We start from the raw sequence: 18,959 nt of genomic DNA, 5'->3' as shown, positions 1-18,959 counted from the left end.
GTACCTTTTATGTTTTACCCAAACGAGCTGCGATATACTACAAACGAGTTTTTCTTAAAGCAAGCCTTACCGCTATATAAACGGCGACACCTATGATCGCGGCCATGAACAATGCACAAAACAGCATCATGACCCATGACCATCCGTACATCATCCCCATCATAATCAGACACCTGCTTTCTTTTGGAAATTTGTGTTCGACCTGATAATCAATGCTTCATGCCCGGCATATAGCCGCCGGTTGTGCCCTCACTTGGTTTAGGGGACGGTTCTGTCTTTGTATTTCCGCCGCCATGCCCGCCATGGCCTTCTCCGGTCTCCGATACGATCTCCAGCATGGAATCGATCTCCCCTTGCGCCACGGCGGATAACGAATCCTCGCTCCCCGTTAACCAAGCATGATTGTAAGGCCCTTCCGTTGGCTCCTTTTTATATTTCGGTTGAATCGACATGACATAGGACATCACCGTATCCGGCAGTTTGTCTTTGTCCGTCCAGAGAAGCGGTGCATGTTTGCCTAAATGCGAGAATGGAGCTGCCGCGAGTGCCAAGGCTGCGGAATCTTTATTGACGAACGAAAAGTTATGACCCGGGGTTGTAATCCCCCAACCAAAACCGGTTGTGGAATCTTTATACTTCGCGAAGGCAACGGCATTCGCATATGGATCGTTGCCCGCAATACGAACCACTTTCCCGTACTGACCCAATTGTTCTTGGACTTTGGCCGAAATAATCGATTCTGGCCCGAGCAAATAAATATTGGCTTTTCCGCCCCGTTTCTTTAAAGCATCCACGGTTTCTTGCGGAACCTCATCCTTTTTAACATAAAGTAGCGGCTCAGGCATATGAGAAATCCAATTCACTGCTGGCATTGAATATTCTTCGCTGTCCATAGAACCAATGATGACCGAAGGCGGATTTTCCATCGCGACAGCGGTATAATAAGCATCTACGGCTTTGGCTACGGCCGCCGGGTTGCCCCCTGCAATCTTGTCCGTCTTATATCCAAGCGCCTTTACCTGCTCCTCTACCTTGGGGTCAAGATCCCCGACCAATATAACCTGGGTTCCTTTATTCATGTCCGTCCCCATTGGTTTTAGTCTTTTCAATTCGTCCAGCGTTACATCCGGTACACTGTCTTTATTCACAAACAGAACTGGACCGTTATTCGGGTGATGAATCAAATCTGCACTAACGAGGGTCGTTTGCCAATCTTTCGGGTTCGCCAGAATGACGCCTCCGGGACGGTTCGCATCACTGGTTGCCATCCACAGCGTTTTTGAAACCAGCACCGCAGCTTCCACCGGCTCACTTGTATTGATGCGCGTCGTGTTTTTTGAGGCAATCCACGGCAAAGATACCGCACTGGCTGGGCTTTGTGCCGAACCAGTTTGCTGGCCCATGTTGTTCATATCGTGTGGAGTGGAAGAATTGGATTTGTTAAAGCATCCGGTCAGGGCCAGTGCTGTAGCCGCCGAAATAATACCGACTTTCAAGCTTTTTTTCATGCTTAAAAACCTCCTATTTTCGGTTGATAGTTTTGCCTTTATCTGCAATTTGTATCCATGTAGCGCCGCGATCGGTAGAAAGAAAGACATCTTTTGGCTCCGTTGCGATGGCCAGCTCTTTCGGATTCGCTGGATTCTGGACAACATAGGTGATCGTATCCTTGCTTGGCGTCTGAATCACCAACGATTGCTTGCTCTCTATATTAATTTCAATCAGCGAAGCATTGGGGCCGGAGGTAGCTACTAGTACGTTACCGGAATCCGTGAAAGCCAGGGCCGAAACCGGTTGTTCCGGAACCAATGCGGTAAACCTCTGGCCGTAATCCTTCGACAGAAAGGCACCTGTTGTCGTGCCGACGGCAGCAATTGCTGCATCAGAAGGGTGAGCTGCGATTGCCATCATCTGCCCTTGGAGCCCGGTTGCAGGACTGCTTGTCCAGGTTTTCCCCTCATCCTTGCTATAAAACAGCCCTGCCTGTTTCATTTTGGTGTTAGGTTCCGGGTTCACCACGTATAGCACATGCGAACGATACCCGGCTGTCATACCGTGTAGATCGACTTCTCCCTCAAGTGCCAGGACCGTGATGGTTTTCCCGTCATTCGTACTTTTCACAAGGCCTAATGGATTTTTAAACTTCGAACCCGGTGCTGGATGGCCGCTGCTGTAAAATCCGTCATCGACAGCGGTGAACCCCATATAATCGTGCTTCACCCCCGGACCTTCACTCCATAAACCATCTGCATATAACTGTAGTCCGTTGTGAACGGGAATGAAAAGCCGTTTTCCGTCTGCGGAGTAACCAAGGCCATGTAGGTGCATAAAAGTGGTACTCGCATTGGAATTCGGCCCTTGCTCTGCCTTTTTCGAGCATGCCGTGGTCCCGATCAAGAGTACTGCCGCTAGTGCAAGCATCGTCATCTTTTTCAAAAAAAATTACCCCCATATCTAAAAAAGAGACCTGAATTCAGTGTCCCCCATGTATTTCCAAACCATTCGATAAAAATGCAAGTCATATACAGTGTAATCGATACTTTTGAAGATTCGATGTAGAATGCTTGCTCTATTGTCTTTTGGGAATCCGAATTGTAAAAGCGGCACCTTCCCGGTTCTCGGCCGAAATTTCCCCGCCGTGGGCTGCAACCAACTCCTTGACGATGGTTAACCCCAGGCCGCTGCCGCCGGTCTTCCGATTGCGGGACTTATCCGCCCGGTAAAATCGCTCGAACACATAGGGCAAGTCCTCCTGTGGGATTCCCGTTCCCGTGTCTTGAACTCGGATCCAAACATGTCCGCTGTCTTCACTACCCTCAATTCGCACTTCTCCGTGTTCAGGAGTAAATTTCAATGCGTTGCTAAGCAGATTCACAAGCACCTGAATCATGCGATCATGATCGACAAAAACATCAATATGAGGACTTACGGAACACCGTAGATGAACGTTTTTTTCACGATAGGCAGCAGCAACCAGTTCTTCGCCTCTCTCGATGATGGCCGTCAATGATTCTTCTTTTCGCACCAATTGAAAACCGGGGGACTCCACATGCGTCAAGTCTTCCAACTCGGCTACTAGCTGCGTCAATCGTTCGATTTCTTCGTAGCAGGAATGGATACGCTCCGGCGTAGGCTCCCAAATCCCGTCTTCTAGGGCGCGCATATGACTTTTGAGCGTAGCCAAAGGGGTTCGTAGCTCATGCGCGATGTCTTCGGTCATCGTGACGCGCAGTTGCTCATGCTGCTGCAACTGCTCTGCCAGCGTATTTAGCGATGCGCCCAAGTCTGCAAGCTCATCTTTCCCTTGAATGTCCACTCTCGTACTCCATTCCCCGTCCGTCATGCGTTCCGCGACTCGCTTCATATGAATGAGAGGAGCCGAAATTCGTTTGGCTACATAAAAACCGAGAAATACGGCAAGTACAATCGCAACTAAACACGTCCAGATGATCGTTTGCATCAACGCTTGTTCCAAATGATAATTCAGTTCGGGTAATTCGTGCGTCATACCGGCTTGAGCTTGATACAAGGAGAAATGATAGTGTGTCGTCAAAATGACGCTAATGGTTGTAATCAGGACAATGCCAGCAGCAATCCCGATAATAATCAGAGCCAAACGGGTATGCAGACGCTTATTCATGTTGTTCCTCCTGCAAACCGATAGCCGGTTCCATACACCGTCACAATATATTTTGGGGACTTGGGGTCGCCCTCTATTTTTTGCCGGATATTTTTTACATGCTGATCGATCGTTCGGATATCACCGTCAAAATCATAGCCAAGCACGCGTTCTACAAGCTCCTCTCGTGAAAAGTGACGCTGCGGATGCTTGGCCAGGACAAGCAGCAGCTTATATTCATTCGGGGTCAGGTTCACCGGTTGGCCGTCGCGGAATACTTGCTGCTTTAACGAATCAATGATAAGTTCCCCTTGATTAAAGGCCAGGCGATCCGCAAGCAAATGATATTCGTCCGTACGCCGCATAATCGCCCGAACCCGAGCCACTACTTCGCGTGGGTCAAAGGGCTTGATCAAGTAATCGTCGGCCCCCATGGATAACCCCTTAATCCGATTGTTCTCGGAAACCTTGGCGGTAAGCATCAAAATCGGAACAGAATGGATTTGACGAATCGCTTGGCAAACCTGCTCGCCCTCCATATCCGGAAGCATAAGGTCCAGGATGACAAAATCAATCGATTCGTTTTGCACGCGCCGAATGGCCTCGCTGCCCGTTTCGGCTTCAACGGTCTGAAAACCGTCTTTTTTCAAATAGGATACAACCACATCCCGAATTTTCGATTCATCATCGACGACCAATATCGTTTTCATGACCATCCTCCGCGAATAACGCCTCTATGTATCACTTTACCCATGACTTATGTAGAACTGATGTAGATGCAGAGATGCCGTGCAGAAACAACAAAAGGGCGACCCTAATCAGCCCGAATCAGTCCCCTTTTCCTCTATAGTATTCATCAGTCGGTTCCTTTTTATAAAGGGATTCCATCCAGCGAAGCCATACTCGATAGCCTGCGTATACAACCACCAGAAAGAACATGTAAATGAACAGCGTCCGTAGCATAACGGGCCAGTTTGAATCCAACTGACTCCCCATGAAGGCAAACACAACCATGACCGGTACTTTCCCGACCGCAGTGGCCATAATAAAACTTCCAAAGGACATTCGGAAGAGAGCCGCACCGATATTGACGATTACCGCGGGGACGAATGGTAGCAGGCGAGCCAGTATGACCGCAAAGAATGCATTACGCTCCAGAAGGAAGATAAACCGTTCTGCTCCTTTCACCGAAGCCATGAGCTGACGGCCTCGTTCCTGAAAAATCAACCGAACCGCCCAAAAGGTCAAGGCTGCCGCGGTGGTTGAACTGACCACATTGATCAAACTGCCCCAGACCGGCCCATACGCGGCCCCGATGATTCCGGCTACAATCCCAAAAGGAACGAGCGGAATCATCGCAAGAAGGATCGCAGCCCCGATCATCCATGGAAGACGCTCCACGCCTCCAAGAGAGAGCCATGAAAGCAGAGATTCCTTGAAGATTATGACGGCGGCAATCACGACCCCATAAAGAAGAACAACCAATCCTTTTTTCATCATGTTTCCATTCCGTTCTCCAAAGGAAAGCTGCGTAAGCCCATTTATTTGATCCCCACAACCAGGAGTGATTCCGATGGCCCTTCAAATCCTTCTGGCCCTTCGAATGTCTGCAGCGCACGAACAATTTCCATATGCATCTTTTTGCGTTCTTCCTCACTGAGCCGTTTAATGATTTCACCCAGCGGACCGGCGGATACGTCTTCTCGCCCACGACGGCTAAACTCCACAGCCGAAGCATAGCGGTGAATATGCGGGACAGCCTGCACCGTTACATCCCGGAAGCCCACTGTCTGAAAGGCTTCTGCCAGTAAGTCGGGGTTACCAAGTGAGAACACGCCTGGTTTTTTGCCGCCTTCCATAATCGGGATGCCTGCATATCGTGAAATGATAGAAATCGGCAGGGACAAGGTCGGGTTCTTATCCGGACTCGACCATACGAGTGCCGCGAATTTACCGCCCGTTTTCAACACCTCTCGGATACCCGTCAAGGCTTGCCCCAGCTCTGGAACAAACATCAAACCGTGACGGGATATAGCCGCATCAAAGGTGTCTGTCCGCAAATCTACATGCTGGGCATCCATGACATGCGTTTGAATATTAGTGAGCGTCTCTTGTTTCGCGATCTCGGCAAGGACCTGCAGCATGGTCGCTGAGATATCGGTAGCAACAACATTTCCTGCCGGACCGATCATCCGGGCGGCCATGAACGTCTGGTCCCCCATCCCCGCCGCTATGTCCAGAAGCTGCGTTCCTTCCCTAACGCCAGCTTCCCGCAGCATAAGCTCCGTCGCTTCCCCTAGAAGCCTTTCTCGATCGTCACTGCTTCGATTCCAAGCCGCTACTTGCCCTGCGGTTTCCCATGATTTTGATCTTTCTTCATTTTGCTCGGACGCCACGATAGTACCTCCCCTTATGAATGCTCCTAACATTCGGATTAAGGCAACCACTCTTTAGTCACGGACACAAATAGCAGCCTGCGCGAGACACCTATAAGTTCTTAGCCTACAAGGAGTTTGCTTATTTCATTCAAGTTCTCGGCAAAACCGACAAATACCTTGTCTTTAATGACGATGGTCGGTACGACCTGCTTTCCTGTCAGCTCCAGAACTTCTTTCGCATATTCGATATTTTCTTCACAATTGTAGTCAACATAGGGAACTTGATGCTCATTGAAATAGCGCTTGGCAAAGTGGCAGTCGCTGCAGGTCGGGATCGTGTAAATTTTGATCGGATCTTTCGGATCGATTTGCGACATGGAATTTCTCTCCTTTACGCGACGATTTGTTTCAACTGCTCCATCGTGATCCGATCCACGAATTTGCTGAACTTCTCTTTTCCTTTTGCTTGTTGCTTATAAAAATCAATAAGCGTGGATACAACAGGAACAAGTCGTTCCTCTGTTATGCCGGAGACAAGCAACCGCCCCGTCGCAGCTTTGATGCCTTTAGGTTCTCCTCCAACGTAAATATCGAACGTATCCCGCATTTTGACGACAGCGATATCTTTCAGCAGCGGTTCACTTGTGCCCAGCGCACAGCCTGCGTAGCCAATCTTCAGCGGCGTGGGCGTCGCGATGCCAGCGATCGCCCGATTCAAGATGCGAGCCGTCTCCAGACCGGCTTCTTCCGCACCTTTGCAGAAGTTGCAGGCGATCAGGCTCTTGGTCGCAAATCCGGCCGGATATACTTCCAGACCGGCACGCTCCAGTTCTTCCTGGATGGCTTCTCGCTCATCAAGAGGCACTTCCACGTAAAGCTGCTTGAACGAGGTCATTTCAATTTTGGCGTCTGAACCGACAACCGTACCGATCTTGGCAAGTTGATCCGGCGTAAATAGGCTTCCCCCGACTTGAATCGCAGGCGATACCGCCAGTTTCGTCTTATCTCCCATGATCATTCTCCTCTTCGATCCGTTATCTCACATTGACGACGAAGGGGACGGTGAACACCTCGCCATTGTGCTGAAATTGTCCCCAAATTTTGAACGTGCCGCTTTGCGGAAAAGAAGTCGCGAATTTCGCATCCGGCCCGGTCGCTTTCTCGTCGATCGGATGAACATGAAGATACTGATTCGCATCTTCCGAAAGAATTACGACATGGCCAACCGCACCCAAATAAGGCTGCAGATTATTGATCCCCTTCTTCGTCTTCGCGTCGCGAATGTTGAAGGTCAATGTCACGTCTTCTTTCGGTTTGGCGGCACTCATAGAGAGCTCAATTTCCTTGCCATCGACTTCTTTCACAAGATTTGCGTCAGCTGCAATCGCGGCATGCTTGCCTTCTTTGCCTTCCACCTTCACCCACTCGCTGAGCGTTGTATTGGCCCCGCCAGTCGGAATAAAATCCGCAAACACTTTGTACTCACCGCCAGCCGGGAACGACGTATTCACCGTAAATGTGCCGTCACCCTTAAACTCGGGGTGAATGTGGTTAAAGAACGATAAATCGTGATTGACGATAATGAGATGAAGCAATTTCTCGTGATTGACATCATATTTATTGACCGGTTTCCCGTCCTTATCCTTCACTTGAATGGTCAATTCCGTTTCTTCATTTGCTTTTGCGGCGCCTGCGGGGAAGGCAAATGATGCTTGAAGATTCTCCGCAGCAGGCTTCGCATCTGCGCCATGGCCGCCGTGGCCGCCTCCATGATCCATCTCTCCCGCCTCCTTTTTCTCGTTTCCTGCAGGCTTCTCGGCGTTCTCTTGCCCGCTGATGGCTCCATGACCGGCATGATTATTTCCGCCTGCGGGTTTCTTATCCCCTGCTTTGCCGCATGCGGCCAATATGCTTAACACAAGTACCGCCGCAGCGACGAGGATGATTTTCTTCTTCATGGTTTATATCAACTCCACTTCATTACAAGTTCGATGCAGAGCGTACTTTGACACGCTGCAGACGCAAGGCGTTAAGGACGACGGACACGGAACTGAGCGCCATCGCCGCGCCCGCAACCCAAGGGGCCAGCAGTCCAATCACGGCAATCGGAATGCCGAGGGTGTTGTAGCCGAGCGCCCAGAAGAGGTTTTGGCGGATGTTACTCATCGTCTTGCGGCTCATGTAGATCGCATCCGGAATGCTCGTCAGATCGCCGCGCATCAAGGTGACGTCGGCGGCCTCCATGGCCACGTCCGTACCGGTACCGATCGCCATGCCGATATCTGCCATCGCCAGCGCGGGGGCGTCATTGATGCCGTCGCCGACCATCGCCACTTTCTTACCCTGCGCTTGCAGCTTCTTCACTTCTTCCGCTTTGCCTTCTGGAAGCACTTCGGCGCGAACATGATCGATGCCGACTTGCCCCGCAATCGCCCGTGCGGTGCGTTCGTTGTCTCCCGTGATCATGATCACCTCTATGCCCATTTCTTTCAGCCGCGTTACAGCCTCTTTCGATGTTTCTTTAATCGTATCGGCCACCGCGACGAGACCCGCATACGCTCCGTCAACCGCGATCAACATCGCCGTTTTTCCATCTTCTTCAAGCTGCGTCATCCGATCAAGCGCCTGTTCAACCGAAACGTCATATTTCGCCATCAGCTTGCGCGTACCGGCCAGAACCTCTTTGCCTTCAACGACGGCACGAATACCAAACCCTGGAATCGCCTCAAACTGTTCCGTTGCCGGAAGCTCGATGCCTTTAGCCCGGATTCCGGCAACGATCGCTTCCGCAAGCGGATGCTCGGAATCCTTCTCGGCAGCGCCAACTAAGCGGAGAAAAGCATGTTCGTCTATATTTGCGGCGGCAACATCCGTAAGTTCCGGTTTCCCCTTCGTTACGGTGCCGGTTTTGTCGAGAATGATCGCATCGATTTTGTGCGTGGATTCCAGATGCTCGCCGCCTTTGAACAGCACGCCAAGCTCCGCGGCGCGGCCGGAGCCCGCCATAATCGATGTCGGTGTAGCGAGCCCCAGTGCGCAAGGGCAGGCGATGACCAGGATCGCAATCCCTTTCTCCAGCGCATTTGCGAAATCGCCGGGTGTCACCCAGAAGTACCAAACCAGAAATGCGGCAACCGCAATCCCTACGACGATCGGCACGAAGATTCCGGAAATGACATCCGCTACCCGTTGAATCGGCGCTTTCGAGCCTTGCGCTTCTTCCACGACCTTAATGATTTGGGCAAGCGCGGTTTCCTTGCCGACTTTGGTCGCTTTCAATCTCAATCTGCCGTTTTTGTTGACGGTAGCACCGATCACGCTGTCTCCGGCTTTTTTCTCGACCGGGATACTTTCGCCGGTCAGCATCGATTCATCGACCGACGAACTTCCTTCCAGCACTTCCCCATCCACCGGGATCTTCTCCCCCGGTTTCACCACCACGATATTGCCGACGAGTACGTCTTCGACCGGAATCGTCATTTCCTGCCCGTCCCGAACAACGAGAGCCGTTTTCGCCTGAAGGCCCATCAACGTCTTGATCGCTTCAGATGTACGGCCTTTAGCCAGCGACTCGAACAGCTTCCCGAGAATAACGAGAGTGATGAGGACCGCGCTCGTTTCGTAGTACATCGATGGACCGTGATGCGCCATGCTGCCCATTGAGGCCCATTCAATTGTTAAGTATAAGCTGTAAAAGTATGCAGCTGACGTTCCGAGCGAGACGAGTACGTCCATATTGGCGCTCTTATTCCGGAGCGCTTTGAACGCGCCCACATAGAACTGTTTGCCAATGTAAAATTGAACTGGTGTAGCCAACGCCAATTGAAACCACGGATTCATGAAGAGCTCCGGCATCCAGATCCAGGATAAGAACGAAAAGTGGCTGACCATGGACCAGAGCAGCGGCAGCGAAAGAACGGCGGAGATGAGCAGTTTGCGCTTTTGTTGTGAAATGGCTTTCTCGCGATGCTCCGAAGGATTGGCTTCGTCTTGCTTCGGTATCGCTTTATAGCCCAGCTTTTCCACGCGTTGCTGCATATCGGAGATAGATACATCGGCCGCGTTGTACTCGACCCGAGCGGTTTCCATCGCGAAGTTAACGGAAGCGTTCGTGACGCCGGGCAATTTTCCAAGGCCTTTCTCAATCTTATTCGCGCAAGCCGCGCAGGTCATGCCTTCCAGTTTGAAATCAACGACTTCTTTTGCCGTACCGTAGCCGAGTTTTTGAATGCTTTGTTCCATTTGCGCGACATTTACTTTTTTCGGATCGTACGTAACCGTCGCCCGTTCCAGGGCAAAGTTCACGTTCGCTTCCGTCACGCCTTCGAGATTATTGAGTCCCTTCTCAATCCGGTTTGCGCAAGCGGCGCATGTCATACCGGTTAATTGCAGGGACGTTTGCTCCGTTTCCAGCCTGACTGCTTCCATCACGAACACCTCGTTTCTTTTCCGATTCGTTACACTACGTCGTATCCTTGTTCTTCAATAGCTTCCTTAATGGCAGTTATCGTCAGTTGGCTTTCATCGTACGCTACAGCTACCGTTCCTCCCGAGAGATCGACTTTGCCGCTTGCCCCAATTGTTTTCAAAGCCCCTTCAATCGAATTGACACAGTGTCCGCAAGACATACCTTCAACTTTCAACGTTACATTTTTCATGGATTCATTCTCCTTTGACTGTTTATTGGTTTTTATTTCATCAGCTTTTGAATGGTCTGCAGCAGCTCATCTACGACTTCGGCATCGCCTTGTTGGATGCGCTCCACCACACACTCTTTAAGGTGTCCTGTTAAAAGAACTTTTCGCACGCCGTTTAGTGCAGCTTGGATGGCGGCGATCTGATTTAACACCTGATCGCAATAAGTGTCTTTATCAATGAGGCCTTTCACACCGCGAATTTGCCCTTCAATACGATTTAGGCGAACGGTCAGGTCCGACTTTACGGCAAGTGAATGGTGACTTCTTCGGCCATCTTCGGACGAACAGCATGCTTCTTCAGCCTTCACTTCCATAACGTCCATCGTCAGCACCTCCTTGATTTATAGTATACCCCCCCTATACTATATGTGTCAACACTTATTTTACATTACCCCCCAACCCTATTTTTGAATCCAAACAAAAGGGATTCTCACGAATCCCAGGCCATTCCTTATTTCATAAGCTTATTAATGGTGACTAGGAGCTCGTCGATCACTTCGTTCTCTCCATCTTGAATACGTTCGATCACACAACTCTTCATATGGTGCTCCAAAAGAAGTTTTCCTACACCGTTCAATGCGGACTGGACCGATGAAATTTGATTTAGCACATCGTCGCAGTAAGTATCCTTCTCAATCAAACCTTTAAGCCCCCGAACCTGACCTTCGATTCTGTTGAGGCGGCTTATCAAATTGTTTTTCGTCTTTTCAGAATGGTGACTTTGCCGTCCGTTCGTGCAGCATGAATCGTGGGTAGGCGTCTGGGCATCATCTTGCGTAAGTTGCTCCATCCAAATCACTCCTTTCTCTCACTATTGTACCATAGTCCCCCTACCCTATACAAAGAAAACAAAAAACGACCCAGCCGAAGCTGAATCGTCATCGTCAAATTCTTATTGCTTCGGTTTCCGTAAGAAAAGTAGCGCAATGAACGCGCCTGCGACTGCGGCTATTGCCGCGCCGATAAACGCCGCATGGAAGCCGGTATTCAGTGCGGCAATTTGCTCTGCCCCTTGCTCAAGCTGCCCGCCTGTCCAGGAGGCTGCCACCGCAGACATGATGGCAAGACCAATCGCAGAACCGATCTGATAGCTTGTATTGGCGATCCCTGATGCGAGGCCCGTTTCTTCTGGCTTCGCCCCTGACATCGAAGCAATAGTGCCGGGGATGAAGGCAAGCGCCATTCCCAGTGCGCCCAGCAAAGATGCCGGAAGCACATTGGCCACAAAGTTCCCGTTGATCGGCGTATAGCCAGCTAACAGGAACAGAGAGCCTGCCAGAACAAGAAGCCCGATAACCAGAATGCTTTTAAAACCAAATCGTCCGACTAAACGCCCCGTTAATCCGATCATGACAACCATGACTAGAACCGTCATCGGGACAAGAGCTACGCCGCCAGCAAATGCTGAGAACCGCAATACTTGCTGCAAATACAAATTCAAGAAAAACCATAACGGAATCCACGCACCCGCCAGCAGGCCAAAAGCAATGTTGCCGACAAGTAAGTTCGGCGCGGCAAATATGCCAAGCGGTATAAGGGGCTCTCTCTTTACTTTTTGAATCACAAAGAATACGAATAACAGCAATGCGGCAATAAGAAGCAAGGTAATCGTCTGAACGGATCCCCAGCCAACTTGCTCCGCCGTAACAATAGCATAAACAGCGAGCACAAGCGCCGCTGTGATCGCCAGCGCGCCGATAACATCAACGCTCCCCTTCTGACGAACTCCGGCTGGAAGAACCCTCATGCTATAAATCAATGCGAATATCCCTACCGGGATATTGATGAGGAATGTCCAGTTCCAGCTGAGCCACTCGGTAATGACACCGCCAAGAAACACTCCCGCCGTACCACCAGCTGCCGCTGAGGCTCCCCAAAAACCGAGCGCCTTATTCAGTTCTTTCGGGTTATGACTGAATAAAATCATCACAATCGTCAGCGCGGCTGGCAAAATGAACGCCGATCCTAGCCCCTGCAGGGCTCTACCGGTATTCATCGCTGCCTCCGACCAGGCAAGACCGGCCAGCAAAGACGCCATGGAAAGAATGAGAAAGCCCAGCATAAACATTCTTCGCTGGCCAAACAGATCAGATAGCGTCCGCCAAGGAGCATAAGGCCCCCCAGGAATATAACATATGCGTTGAATATCCACTGCAGGTTATCTTGAGAATAGCCGAGCGCTTCCTTTATAGCCGGAAGCGCCACCCCGATAATGGATGTATCCATAATCACCATGAATTGTGCGAGACAAAGCAAAAATAAGGCTCTCCATCTTCGTGCATCCGGCGCTGCAATTACATTTGCTTGCGTTGACATTTTAATTTCCTCCTTGCTGAAATTTTGAATTGGTTTGGTCAGTGCACTGACCACCTTCGATAAAATAGTATAGCCCCCTACCCTATTTGTCAAGAAGATTTTGTAAGCGATTTTTGTTCACGCAAATTGAAAAAAGACAGCCCCTAACGTAGGAGTTGCCTCTTCGCAATTATATATCTTCGCCGGCCTTCAAAATTCCGAACACTATGTTTTTAAGACTGACTACTCCTTCACGCGCCCGGGAAAACGTTATCTTCCTAATTCCGAACATTAATTATCAAATTACTGCAACACCTTGTAGCCTTCTGCCACCTTCCTTGCAAAAGAAAGCGTCTCTTCAACAGAAGTATAATGCGCATAAACTAGATTTGGATTGTTCATTAACCAGTGATTATGCAAGGTGGATAACATGATTCCGTTTTTTTTGCAAATTCCAGGTAAACGGATAAACTTCATCCTGAAGAAGTGCCGTTTCCCCCAAGTTTAAGGTCCTTCCTTGTAAATCCATTGATTCAAAGGACCACATGGAATGAGGAGCAAGCCTCGCGTATCTTTTTATCAGCTTATGCCTACCTTCACAAATCGGTGTACTGAAGTATAAAGAAATAAACCTGTCTCTGCGAACTCCTTCTCGCTTCTTCAAAAGTTCTACATAGGCTTCGGCTATGATTGATCTATAGGAAGTTCAGATACAGAAAGGAATGAATATGAATGAAGCTTAGCTGGAAGCTCAAAAGTATAATTGCAGTCGGAGCTTTATCTGTTGTATTGGCTGGTTGTTCCGGTTCGATGAGCGGAATGGATCACTCGAAAATGAATATGGAGGGAACAAAGGAGACTGCGAAGACGACAAATACTCAAACAGAAAAGTCCGTTGTATTAACAGGAAAAGAATTTAATTTGACTGCCTCCCAAAGCAATCAGGAAATTGCTCCTGGAAAAACGTTGCCGGTTTGGACATTCAACAATTCCGTTCCTGGTCCACAAATTCGGGTTAAGCAAGGAGATACGATAAAAGTCAATCTGAAAAATCAGTTGCCCGAGCCAGTCACCATTCACTGGCACGGCGTTCCTGTACCCAACGCTATGGACGGCATTCCGGGCGTAACGCAAAATGCCGTTCAACCAGGTCAGTCGTTTACGTACGAGTTTAAAGCAGATGTCCCTGGCACCTATTGGTACCACTCCCATCAGGATAGTGTGAATCAATTGGATCGCGGATTATATGGGGCATTCATCGTTGAACCGAAAGAAGGTACCGACGTTGACCGTGATTATACACTTGTCCTCGATGAATGGATGAGCTCCGGAGAAATGTCCGGCATGAATATGTCCGGAGGCAACATGTCGGAAATGGATCATAGCAAAATGAATATGGGCAGTTCGGATGGCAAAGACAATAAATCCAGCATGAACATGTCTGGCAATTTGTCGGGCATGGATCACAGTACGATGAATATGGGGAACGAAAACAAAGCGTCGACCAATACCGATAATAGTTCCATGAATATGGGACACGATATGAGCATGTACGATCTGTATACCATAAATGGAAAATCCGGTTCGCTGGTAGATCAGCTCCCTGTTAAGGAAGGAGATAAAGTTCGAATCCGTTTGATTAATGCGGGCTTTCTGTCTCATCAAATTCATTTGCACGGACATGAATTCAAAGTTATTGCTACCGACGGACAACCTATAAACAATCCAGGTATCCTGAATGATAATGTCGTAAGTATTGCTCCAGGAGAGCGTTACGATATTGAATTTGTCGCCAGCAATCCGGGCCAATGGTTGATCGAGGACCACGGCGACAAAGCTGCTGTTAAAGGGATGAAAGCCACGATTGCTTATGAAGGAGCTCCCGCCGGTTCCGACAAAGCGAATGAAGCAGAGAAGCTGACGGCTGTCGATATGAGCCGTTACGGCCAAGTGGGCAAAGCCAACTTTAAGTTAGATCAGAAGTATAATTTGGAATACACGATGAATTTGAACACCGAAATGAAAAACGGCGAAATGGTCTACACCATAAACAGAAAAACGTTTCCGGAAACCGAACCGATAAACGTCAAAAAAGGAGATACCGTCAAGGTTCGCCTTGTCAATAACTCGAAAACTGACGACCATCCGATGCACTTGCACGGTCACTTCTTTCAAGTGCTAAGCAAGAACGGGAAACCGCTTGAAGGATCTCCAATCATAAAGGATACGTTGAATTTGAAGCCGGGCGAAGAATACGTTGTCGCATTCGAAGCAAATAATGAAGGGAACTGGATGTTCCATTGTCATGATCTGCATCATGCTTCTGCCGGCATGGTAACGGAGCTGAAATATACAGACTATAAGACAAATTTTGTTGCAGACCCGAATGCAGGGAATAAACCGGAATAATGACCAGGGGATGGCTTCAAGCCATCCCCTGATTCCCATTCTCTGCATCGTCCTTTGAAGCAACGGGCGATTGCTTGTTCTGTCCATTTGCTCCCTCATACTCCCTCACCCGCCGGTAAAACGTCGGTTTTTTCATACCAATTCTTCGCATAGCCTCGGTTGCCGTGATTTGCCCTGCTCTCCATTCCCGGTATGTCCGGATAAACTTATCGTCAATTTCCTGCCTTGGCCTCCCGAACGTTACGCCATCCGCTCGGGCAACTTCGATCCCTTCCGCCTGCCGCTGCCGATTCTTTTTCCGTTCCTGCTCGGCCACATATGCCAGCAGGCTTAAAAACTGGTCCTCCATGACTTTGCCGAAATCACCCATTTGTTTGAACTTTTTGGAATCGAACAGCGTTTCGTTATCCAGACATACGATGTCTGCGCCGATCTCTCGTGTAATGGCTTTCCATTCGGCAATTATGCCGTCGTAATCTCGGCCCAGCCGATCCAGCGCATCCAGGTAAACCAGGTCGCCCTCTCTAATCATCAGACGCATTGCCTGATAGCGCGGCCGCTCAAAATCCTTGCCGCTCTGCTTGTCAACAAATATGTATCTTTCATCAACGCCCAGCTCCCGGAACTTGACGAGCTGCCGTTCCGGATTTTGGTCTTTTGCCGATACCCGATACATTTTGATACGTATAAACAGAGCAAAAAAAATATGTAATCAAAAAGCATGCAATTTGAAATGATGAATTGGATAAACTACCCATTAATGTTTTGTAAAGAAGTGACAGAAACTATGGAATGCGAATGCTCGGCAGAACATTGTAAGTTTCCTAACAGCCAAGATTTACTGGTGAAGAGTCCATGAGAGATGTATATTAGTGCTTAAGCGGCTGATCCTGTTTGCGATCAGCCGCCTACTGCTGTTTATCCATTACTCTCCGGGCTTCGTTGTCATTAGGCCATACAGTTTCGTGTGCCGCGGGAACTTGTCGGTAAACGGTACGAGGGAGCTGCCGACCTTCATCAGACCATTCCCGGCGTCAACATTCGTAATGTAAGACAGTTGCAGATCCGAAATGTTGAGCAACTCGGCAAGCTCCATCCGGTCGGTGCTTGCCTGATTCAGCATGACGATGAATTCACTGTTTGCGAGCATGGTGCGGGCTGTATGGCTTTGCAGCAGATCGTCCACATTTTGCGTAATCCCTGTGCAAAAAGCGCCATACTTTCGGACACGCTTCCAGAGCGTGAAAAGAAAGTTGGCGCTATATTCGTGCTGGAACAGAAGGTAGATTTCATCAATAAAGATAAACGTATTCTTGCCTCTGGCGCGATTTTGCGTAATCCGATTCAAGATGTTGTCGAGTACGACCAGCATGCCGATGGGAAGAAGCTGCTTGCCCAAGTCGAGAATATCGTAGCAAATCAGCCGATTGTGGACGTTGACGTTGGTCGATTGGGCGAACGTATTCAGACTACCGGAAGTAAATAATTCAATGGCCAGCGCGATGTCCTGCGCCTCCGGTTCTGCTTGCTTGAGCAGCTCCGCGCGAAAATCCTGCAATGTCGGCGGCTGTCCCTTATAGTTGCTCCGCAAATACTTGCGGTACACAGCGGCGGTACAGCGATCGATGAGCGACTTCTCCTTGGCTCCAAGTTGATGTCCTCCGATCAACTGCTCGCACAACGACTGGACGAATTCCGATTTAAGAATGATCGGATTGGCTCCGTCGCCATAATCCCGGTTCATATCCATTGCATTGATATGGTTCGACGAAGTAGCAGATATATGAATCGTCTCGCCACCCAGCGCATTTACCAGAGCGGAATACTCCCGCTCCGGGTCAATCAGAATAATGTCGTCATCGCTCGCCAATATCTGGTTGACGATTTCCCGTTTCGCGGCGAAGCTTTTACCGGAACCGGATACGCCAAGGATAAAACTGTTTCCATTAAGCAGTTGCTTTCGATTGGCGACGATCATATTTTTGCTGATGACGTTTTGGCCGTAATAAATGCCGTCTGGATGCATGATCTCCTGCGCTCGAAACGGGATAAAGACAGCCGTACTTTCAGTCGTGAGCGTCCGCAAAGCATGAACCTTTCGCAGCCCATACGGCAGCACCGTGTTCAAACCGTCCATTTGCTGATAGGAGAGCGTGGAAAACTGGCACAAATGCTTGCGGGCCGTAGTGAGCAATGTCTCCGTATCGCTATCGAGTTGTTCTTTGCTGTCCGCGACATGCACCATCGTAAGTAGTCCAAACATCATCCGCTGGTCGCGTGTGGTCAGGTCGCTAAGAAATTCCTTGCTCTCTTTGCGCTGCTGCTCCATGTCGTAAGGGATGACAGCAGAAAAGTTGTTGTTGCGATTTTGCCGTCGCTGCCAATTCGTAATGTTCGTTTCCACGCCGAGCAGTCGATTCTCCACTTCACGGACAGCTTCGTCGGTCGGAATCGGGATCACATCGAGCGACAGCAGCAAGTTGCGGTTCAAGTCGCACAGTTCGGCTACCATGCTGTCCTTGATGTAGCTGGCGTAATCACGCAGAAAGATGACCCGACCGTAGTATTCGCCCATCCGAAAATGATCTTTGGCAAACTCGAAGGTGTCCGGGCAAATGTAATCTTTGAAATCGTGTCCCTTGCGCATCATCTCCTGCATGTCGAAGCGAAAATCGGCTTCCTCGCCAATCCGGAAGAAGTCATGCAGAATGCGCAGGCGGTCAGTCGCATCAAGCTCGGTACATTTCGAGCCGAGACGAGAGAAATGCGCCGTCAACTCCGTGCCGACCCGCGCGAAGTAATGGCGAGCTTCATCCACGTTCTTTTTAACCACGGAGATGGTGATGTATTTCTCTTGAATCGTCCCATTGGTGTTGCCATCCGTCGCTTTGCCAAGCAACATGTCGTTGTACTCCTGCCGATACACATCCAGCCCGTCGTGCTGGAGCGGAATAAGAATGGAACGTTCCACATCTGCCTGATTCAGCCGCCGATTGTGAATCGTAATCTTCGTCGTCGCGCCGCTGTCAAAAGAATTAAGCAATTCGGAGTAGGAAAGGAACATCGTCTCCTTGTCCTCTCTCGATGCGACAGCGTAGTTGATGTCCGCGAAACGGAACGACTTCGAGAATTTGTTGCCGACAGCAAAAATCCCGTCCGGCCAGATGGCGCGGATCGGGATCGCTTGTTGTACGCTTTTGGGAATAACAGACCGTTCCTTGTCCTGCTTCATGGTGCGCCTGAGCGTCTTAATCATTGCGCTTCATCCTTTCTTGCTCACACTTGTGCAGGCTTCCTTTCAGCGCTTCGTAGTATATGTTGGTCGAGCGGAAGACAAGCCGTCTTGGCATCAGAAACTCCGACTTCACATACGCCCACAATAGTTGCTCCGCCGTCATACCGTGATAGCAGATAAATCCGAGCGCGGCGCAGGGAGCTGCCCCCAATATGCACATCCAACTGAGCGTTTCCAGTCCGAAATGACTGCGCAGCCCGAAATACAGTCCAATTGCCGCTGCGACCGCCAGAACAGAAAAAAAAGAACTGCCGCAAGGACAGTCC

19 protein-coding genes are annotated in these 18,959 nt (G+C 49.7%); 1 reads left to right on the top strand and 18 read right to left on the bottom strand.

Translation table 11 applies throughout. The annotated features are described in order from the left end of the window. Positions 1 to 209: 209 nt before the first annotated feature. The 15 genes from BN871_RS01670 to BN871_RS30075 form a co-directional block, all read right to left on the bottom strand. Positions 210 to 1,508, bottom strand: coding sequence for a cell wall-binding repeat-containing protein (locus BN871_RS01670; RefSeq protein ID WP_048744006.1), 1,299 nt, complete (start codon positions 1,506 to 1,508; stop codon positions 210 to 212). Between the two features lie 13 nt (positions 1,509 to 1,521). After that, the gene (locus BN871_RS01665) at positions 1,522 to 2,427 is read right to left on the bottom strand and encodes a F510_1955 family glycosylhydrolase (RefSeq protein WP_374725869.1); all 906 of its coding nucleotides are present in this window, start codon (positions 2,425 to 2,427) and stop codon (positions 1,522 to 1,524) included. A 142-nt stretch (positions 2,428 to 2,569) separates the two neighbouring features. After that, a complete protein-coding gene (locus BN871_RS01660; protein ID WP_048744001.1) occupies positions 2,570 to 3,640 on the bottom strand; it encodes a cell wall metabolism sensor histidine kinase WalK in 1,071 nt (356 codons plus the stop codon). Beyond that, a complete protein-coding gene (locus BN871_RS01655) occupies positions 3,637 to 4,329 on the bottom strand; it encodes a response regulator transcription factor (protein WP_048743998.1) in 693 nt (230 codons plus the stop codon). The genes BN871_RS01660 and BN871_RS01655 overlap by 4 nt, the downstream gene beginning before the upstream one ends. A gap of 118 nt (positions 4,330 to 4,447) precedes the next feature. Continuing rightward, on the bottom strand, positions 4,448 to 5,119 hold the full coding sequence (locus BN871_RS01650) for a TVP38/TMEM64 family protein (RefSeq protein ID WP_048743995.1): 672 nt from the start codon (positions 5,117 to 5,119) through the stop codon (positions 4,448 to 4,450). Between the two features lie 41 nt (positions 5,120 to 5,160). Continuing rightward, on the bottom strand, positions 5,161 to 6,015 hold the full coding sequence (locus BN871_RS01645; protein WP_048743993.1) for a class I SAM-dependent methyltransferase: 855 nt from the start codon (positions 6,013 to 6,015) through the stop codon (positions 5,161 to 5,163). 101 nt (positions 6,016 to 6,116) lie between these two features. Further along, positions 6,117 to 6,374: a glutaredoxin family protein gene (locus tag BN871_RS01640; protein WP_021877401.1), complete on the bottom strand. Its 258-nt coding sequence runs from the start codon at positions 6,372 to 6,374 to the stop codon at positions 6,117 to 6,119. Positions 6,375 to 6,388: 14 nt separating this feature from the next. Next, complete coding sequence (locus tag BN871_RS01635) at positions 6,389 to 7,009, bottom strand: nitrite reductase (protein ID WP_153783394.1); 621 nt, start codon at positions 7,007 to 7,009, stop codon at positions 6,389 to 6,391. Positions 7,010 to 7,031: 22 nt separating this feature from the next. Next, positions 7,032 to 7,955, bottom strand: coding sequence for a hypothetical protein (locus tag BN871_RS01630; protein WP_021877399.1), 924 nt, complete (start codon positions 7,953 to 7,955; stop codon positions 7,032 to 7,034). A gap of 22 nt (positions 7,956 to 7,977) precedes the next feature. Further along, positions 7,978 to 10,425: a heavy metal translocating P-type ATPase gene (locus BN871_RS01625; protein WP_048743989.1), complete on the bottom strand. Its 2,448-nt coding sequence runs from the start codon at positions 10,423 to 10,425 to the stop codon at positions 7,978 to 7,980. Positions 10,426 to 10,454: 29 nt separating this feature from the next. Continuing rightward, positions 10,455 to 10,655, bottom strand: a complete 201-nt coding sequence (locus BN871_RS01620) for a cation transporter (RefSeq protein ID WP_048743986.1) — start codon at positions 10,653 to 10,655, stop codon at positions 10,455 to 10,457. 32 nt (positions 10,656 to 10,687) lie between these two features. Then, complete coding sequence (locus tag BN871_RS01615) at positions 10,688 to 11,017, bottom strand: metal-sensitive transcriptional regulator (RefSeq protein WP_048743983.1); 330 nt, start codon at positions 11,015 to 11,017, stop codon at positions 10,688 to 10,690. 128 nt (positions 11,018 to 11,145) lie between these two features. Continuing rightward, positions 11,146 to 11,484, bottom strand: a complete 339-nt coding sequence (locus BN871_RS01610; RefSeq protein WP_048743981.1) for a metal-sensitive transcriptional regulator — start codon at positions 11,482 to 11,484, stop codon at positions 11,146 to 11,148. A gap of 102 nt (positions 11,485 to 11,586) precedes the next feature. Then, positions 11,587 to 12,756 (bottom strand): MFS transporter, encoded by a 1,170-nt coding sequence (locus BN871_RS01605; protein WP_232312751.1) that lies wholly within the window; start codon positions 12,754 to 12,756, stop codon positions 11,587 to 11,589. Between the two features lie 536 nt (positions 12,757 to 13,292). Next, positions 13,293 to 13,466: a DUF1259 domain-containing protein gene (locus tag BN871_RS30075; protein ID WP_083436178.1), complete on the bottom strand. Its 174-nt coding sequence runs from the start codon at positions 13,464 to 13,466 to the stop codon at positions 13,293 to 13,295. Between the two features lie 255 nt (positions 13,467 to 13,721). On the opposite strand from BN871_RS30075, the gene BN871_RS01600 reads away from it, so the two are divergent. Beyond that, positions 13,722 to 15,398 carry a multicopper oxidase family protein gene (locus tag BN871_RS01600; protein WP_021877391.1) on the top strand — a complete coding sequence of 559 codons (1,677 nt, stop codon included), beginning with the start codon at positions 13,722 to 13,724 and terminating at the stop codon, positions 15,396 to 15,398. Positions 15,399 to 15,414: 16 nt separating this feature from the next. Here BN871_RS01600 and BN871_RS01595 read toward each other — a convergent pair whose 3' ends face one another. The 3 genes from BN871_RS01595 to BN871_RS01585 all read right to left on the bottom strand — a co-directional run bounded on the left by BN871_RS01595 (position 15,415) and on the right by BN871_RS01585 (position 18,889). Continuing rightward, positions 15,415 to 16,074 (bottom strand): recombinase family protein, encoded by a 660-nt coding sequence (locus BN871_RS01595; protein ID WP_374725868.1) that lies wholly within the window; start codon positions 16,072 to 16,074, stop codon positions 15,415 to 15,417. 249 nt (positions 16,075 to 16,323) lie between these two features. Continuing rightward, complete coding sequence (locus tag BN871_RS01590) at positions 16,324 to 18,654, bottom strand: VirB4-like conjugal transfer ATPase, CD1110 family (RefSeq protein WP_021877388.1); 2,331 nt, start codon at positions 18,652 to 18,654, stop codon at positions 16,324 to 16,326. Next, on the bottom strand, positions 18,647 to 18,889 hold the full coding sequence (locus tag BN871_RS01585; RefSeq protein WP_269745401.1) for a PrgI family protein: 243 nt from the start codon (positions 18,887 to 18,889) through the stop codon (positions 18,647 to 18,649). Before BN871_RS01585 ends, BN871_RS01590 begins: the two co-directional genes overlap by 8 nt. Between the last annotated feature and the right edge of the window lie 70 nt (positions 18,890 to 18,959).

It is taken from the genome of Paenibacillus sp. P22 (assembly GCF_000469945.2).
GTDB classification, from domain to species: Bacteria; Bacillota; Bacilli; order Paenibacillales; family Paenibacillaceae; genus Paenibacillus_O; species Paenibacillus_O humicus.
This window is presented reverse-complemented; position numbering and strand designations above follow the sequence as displayed.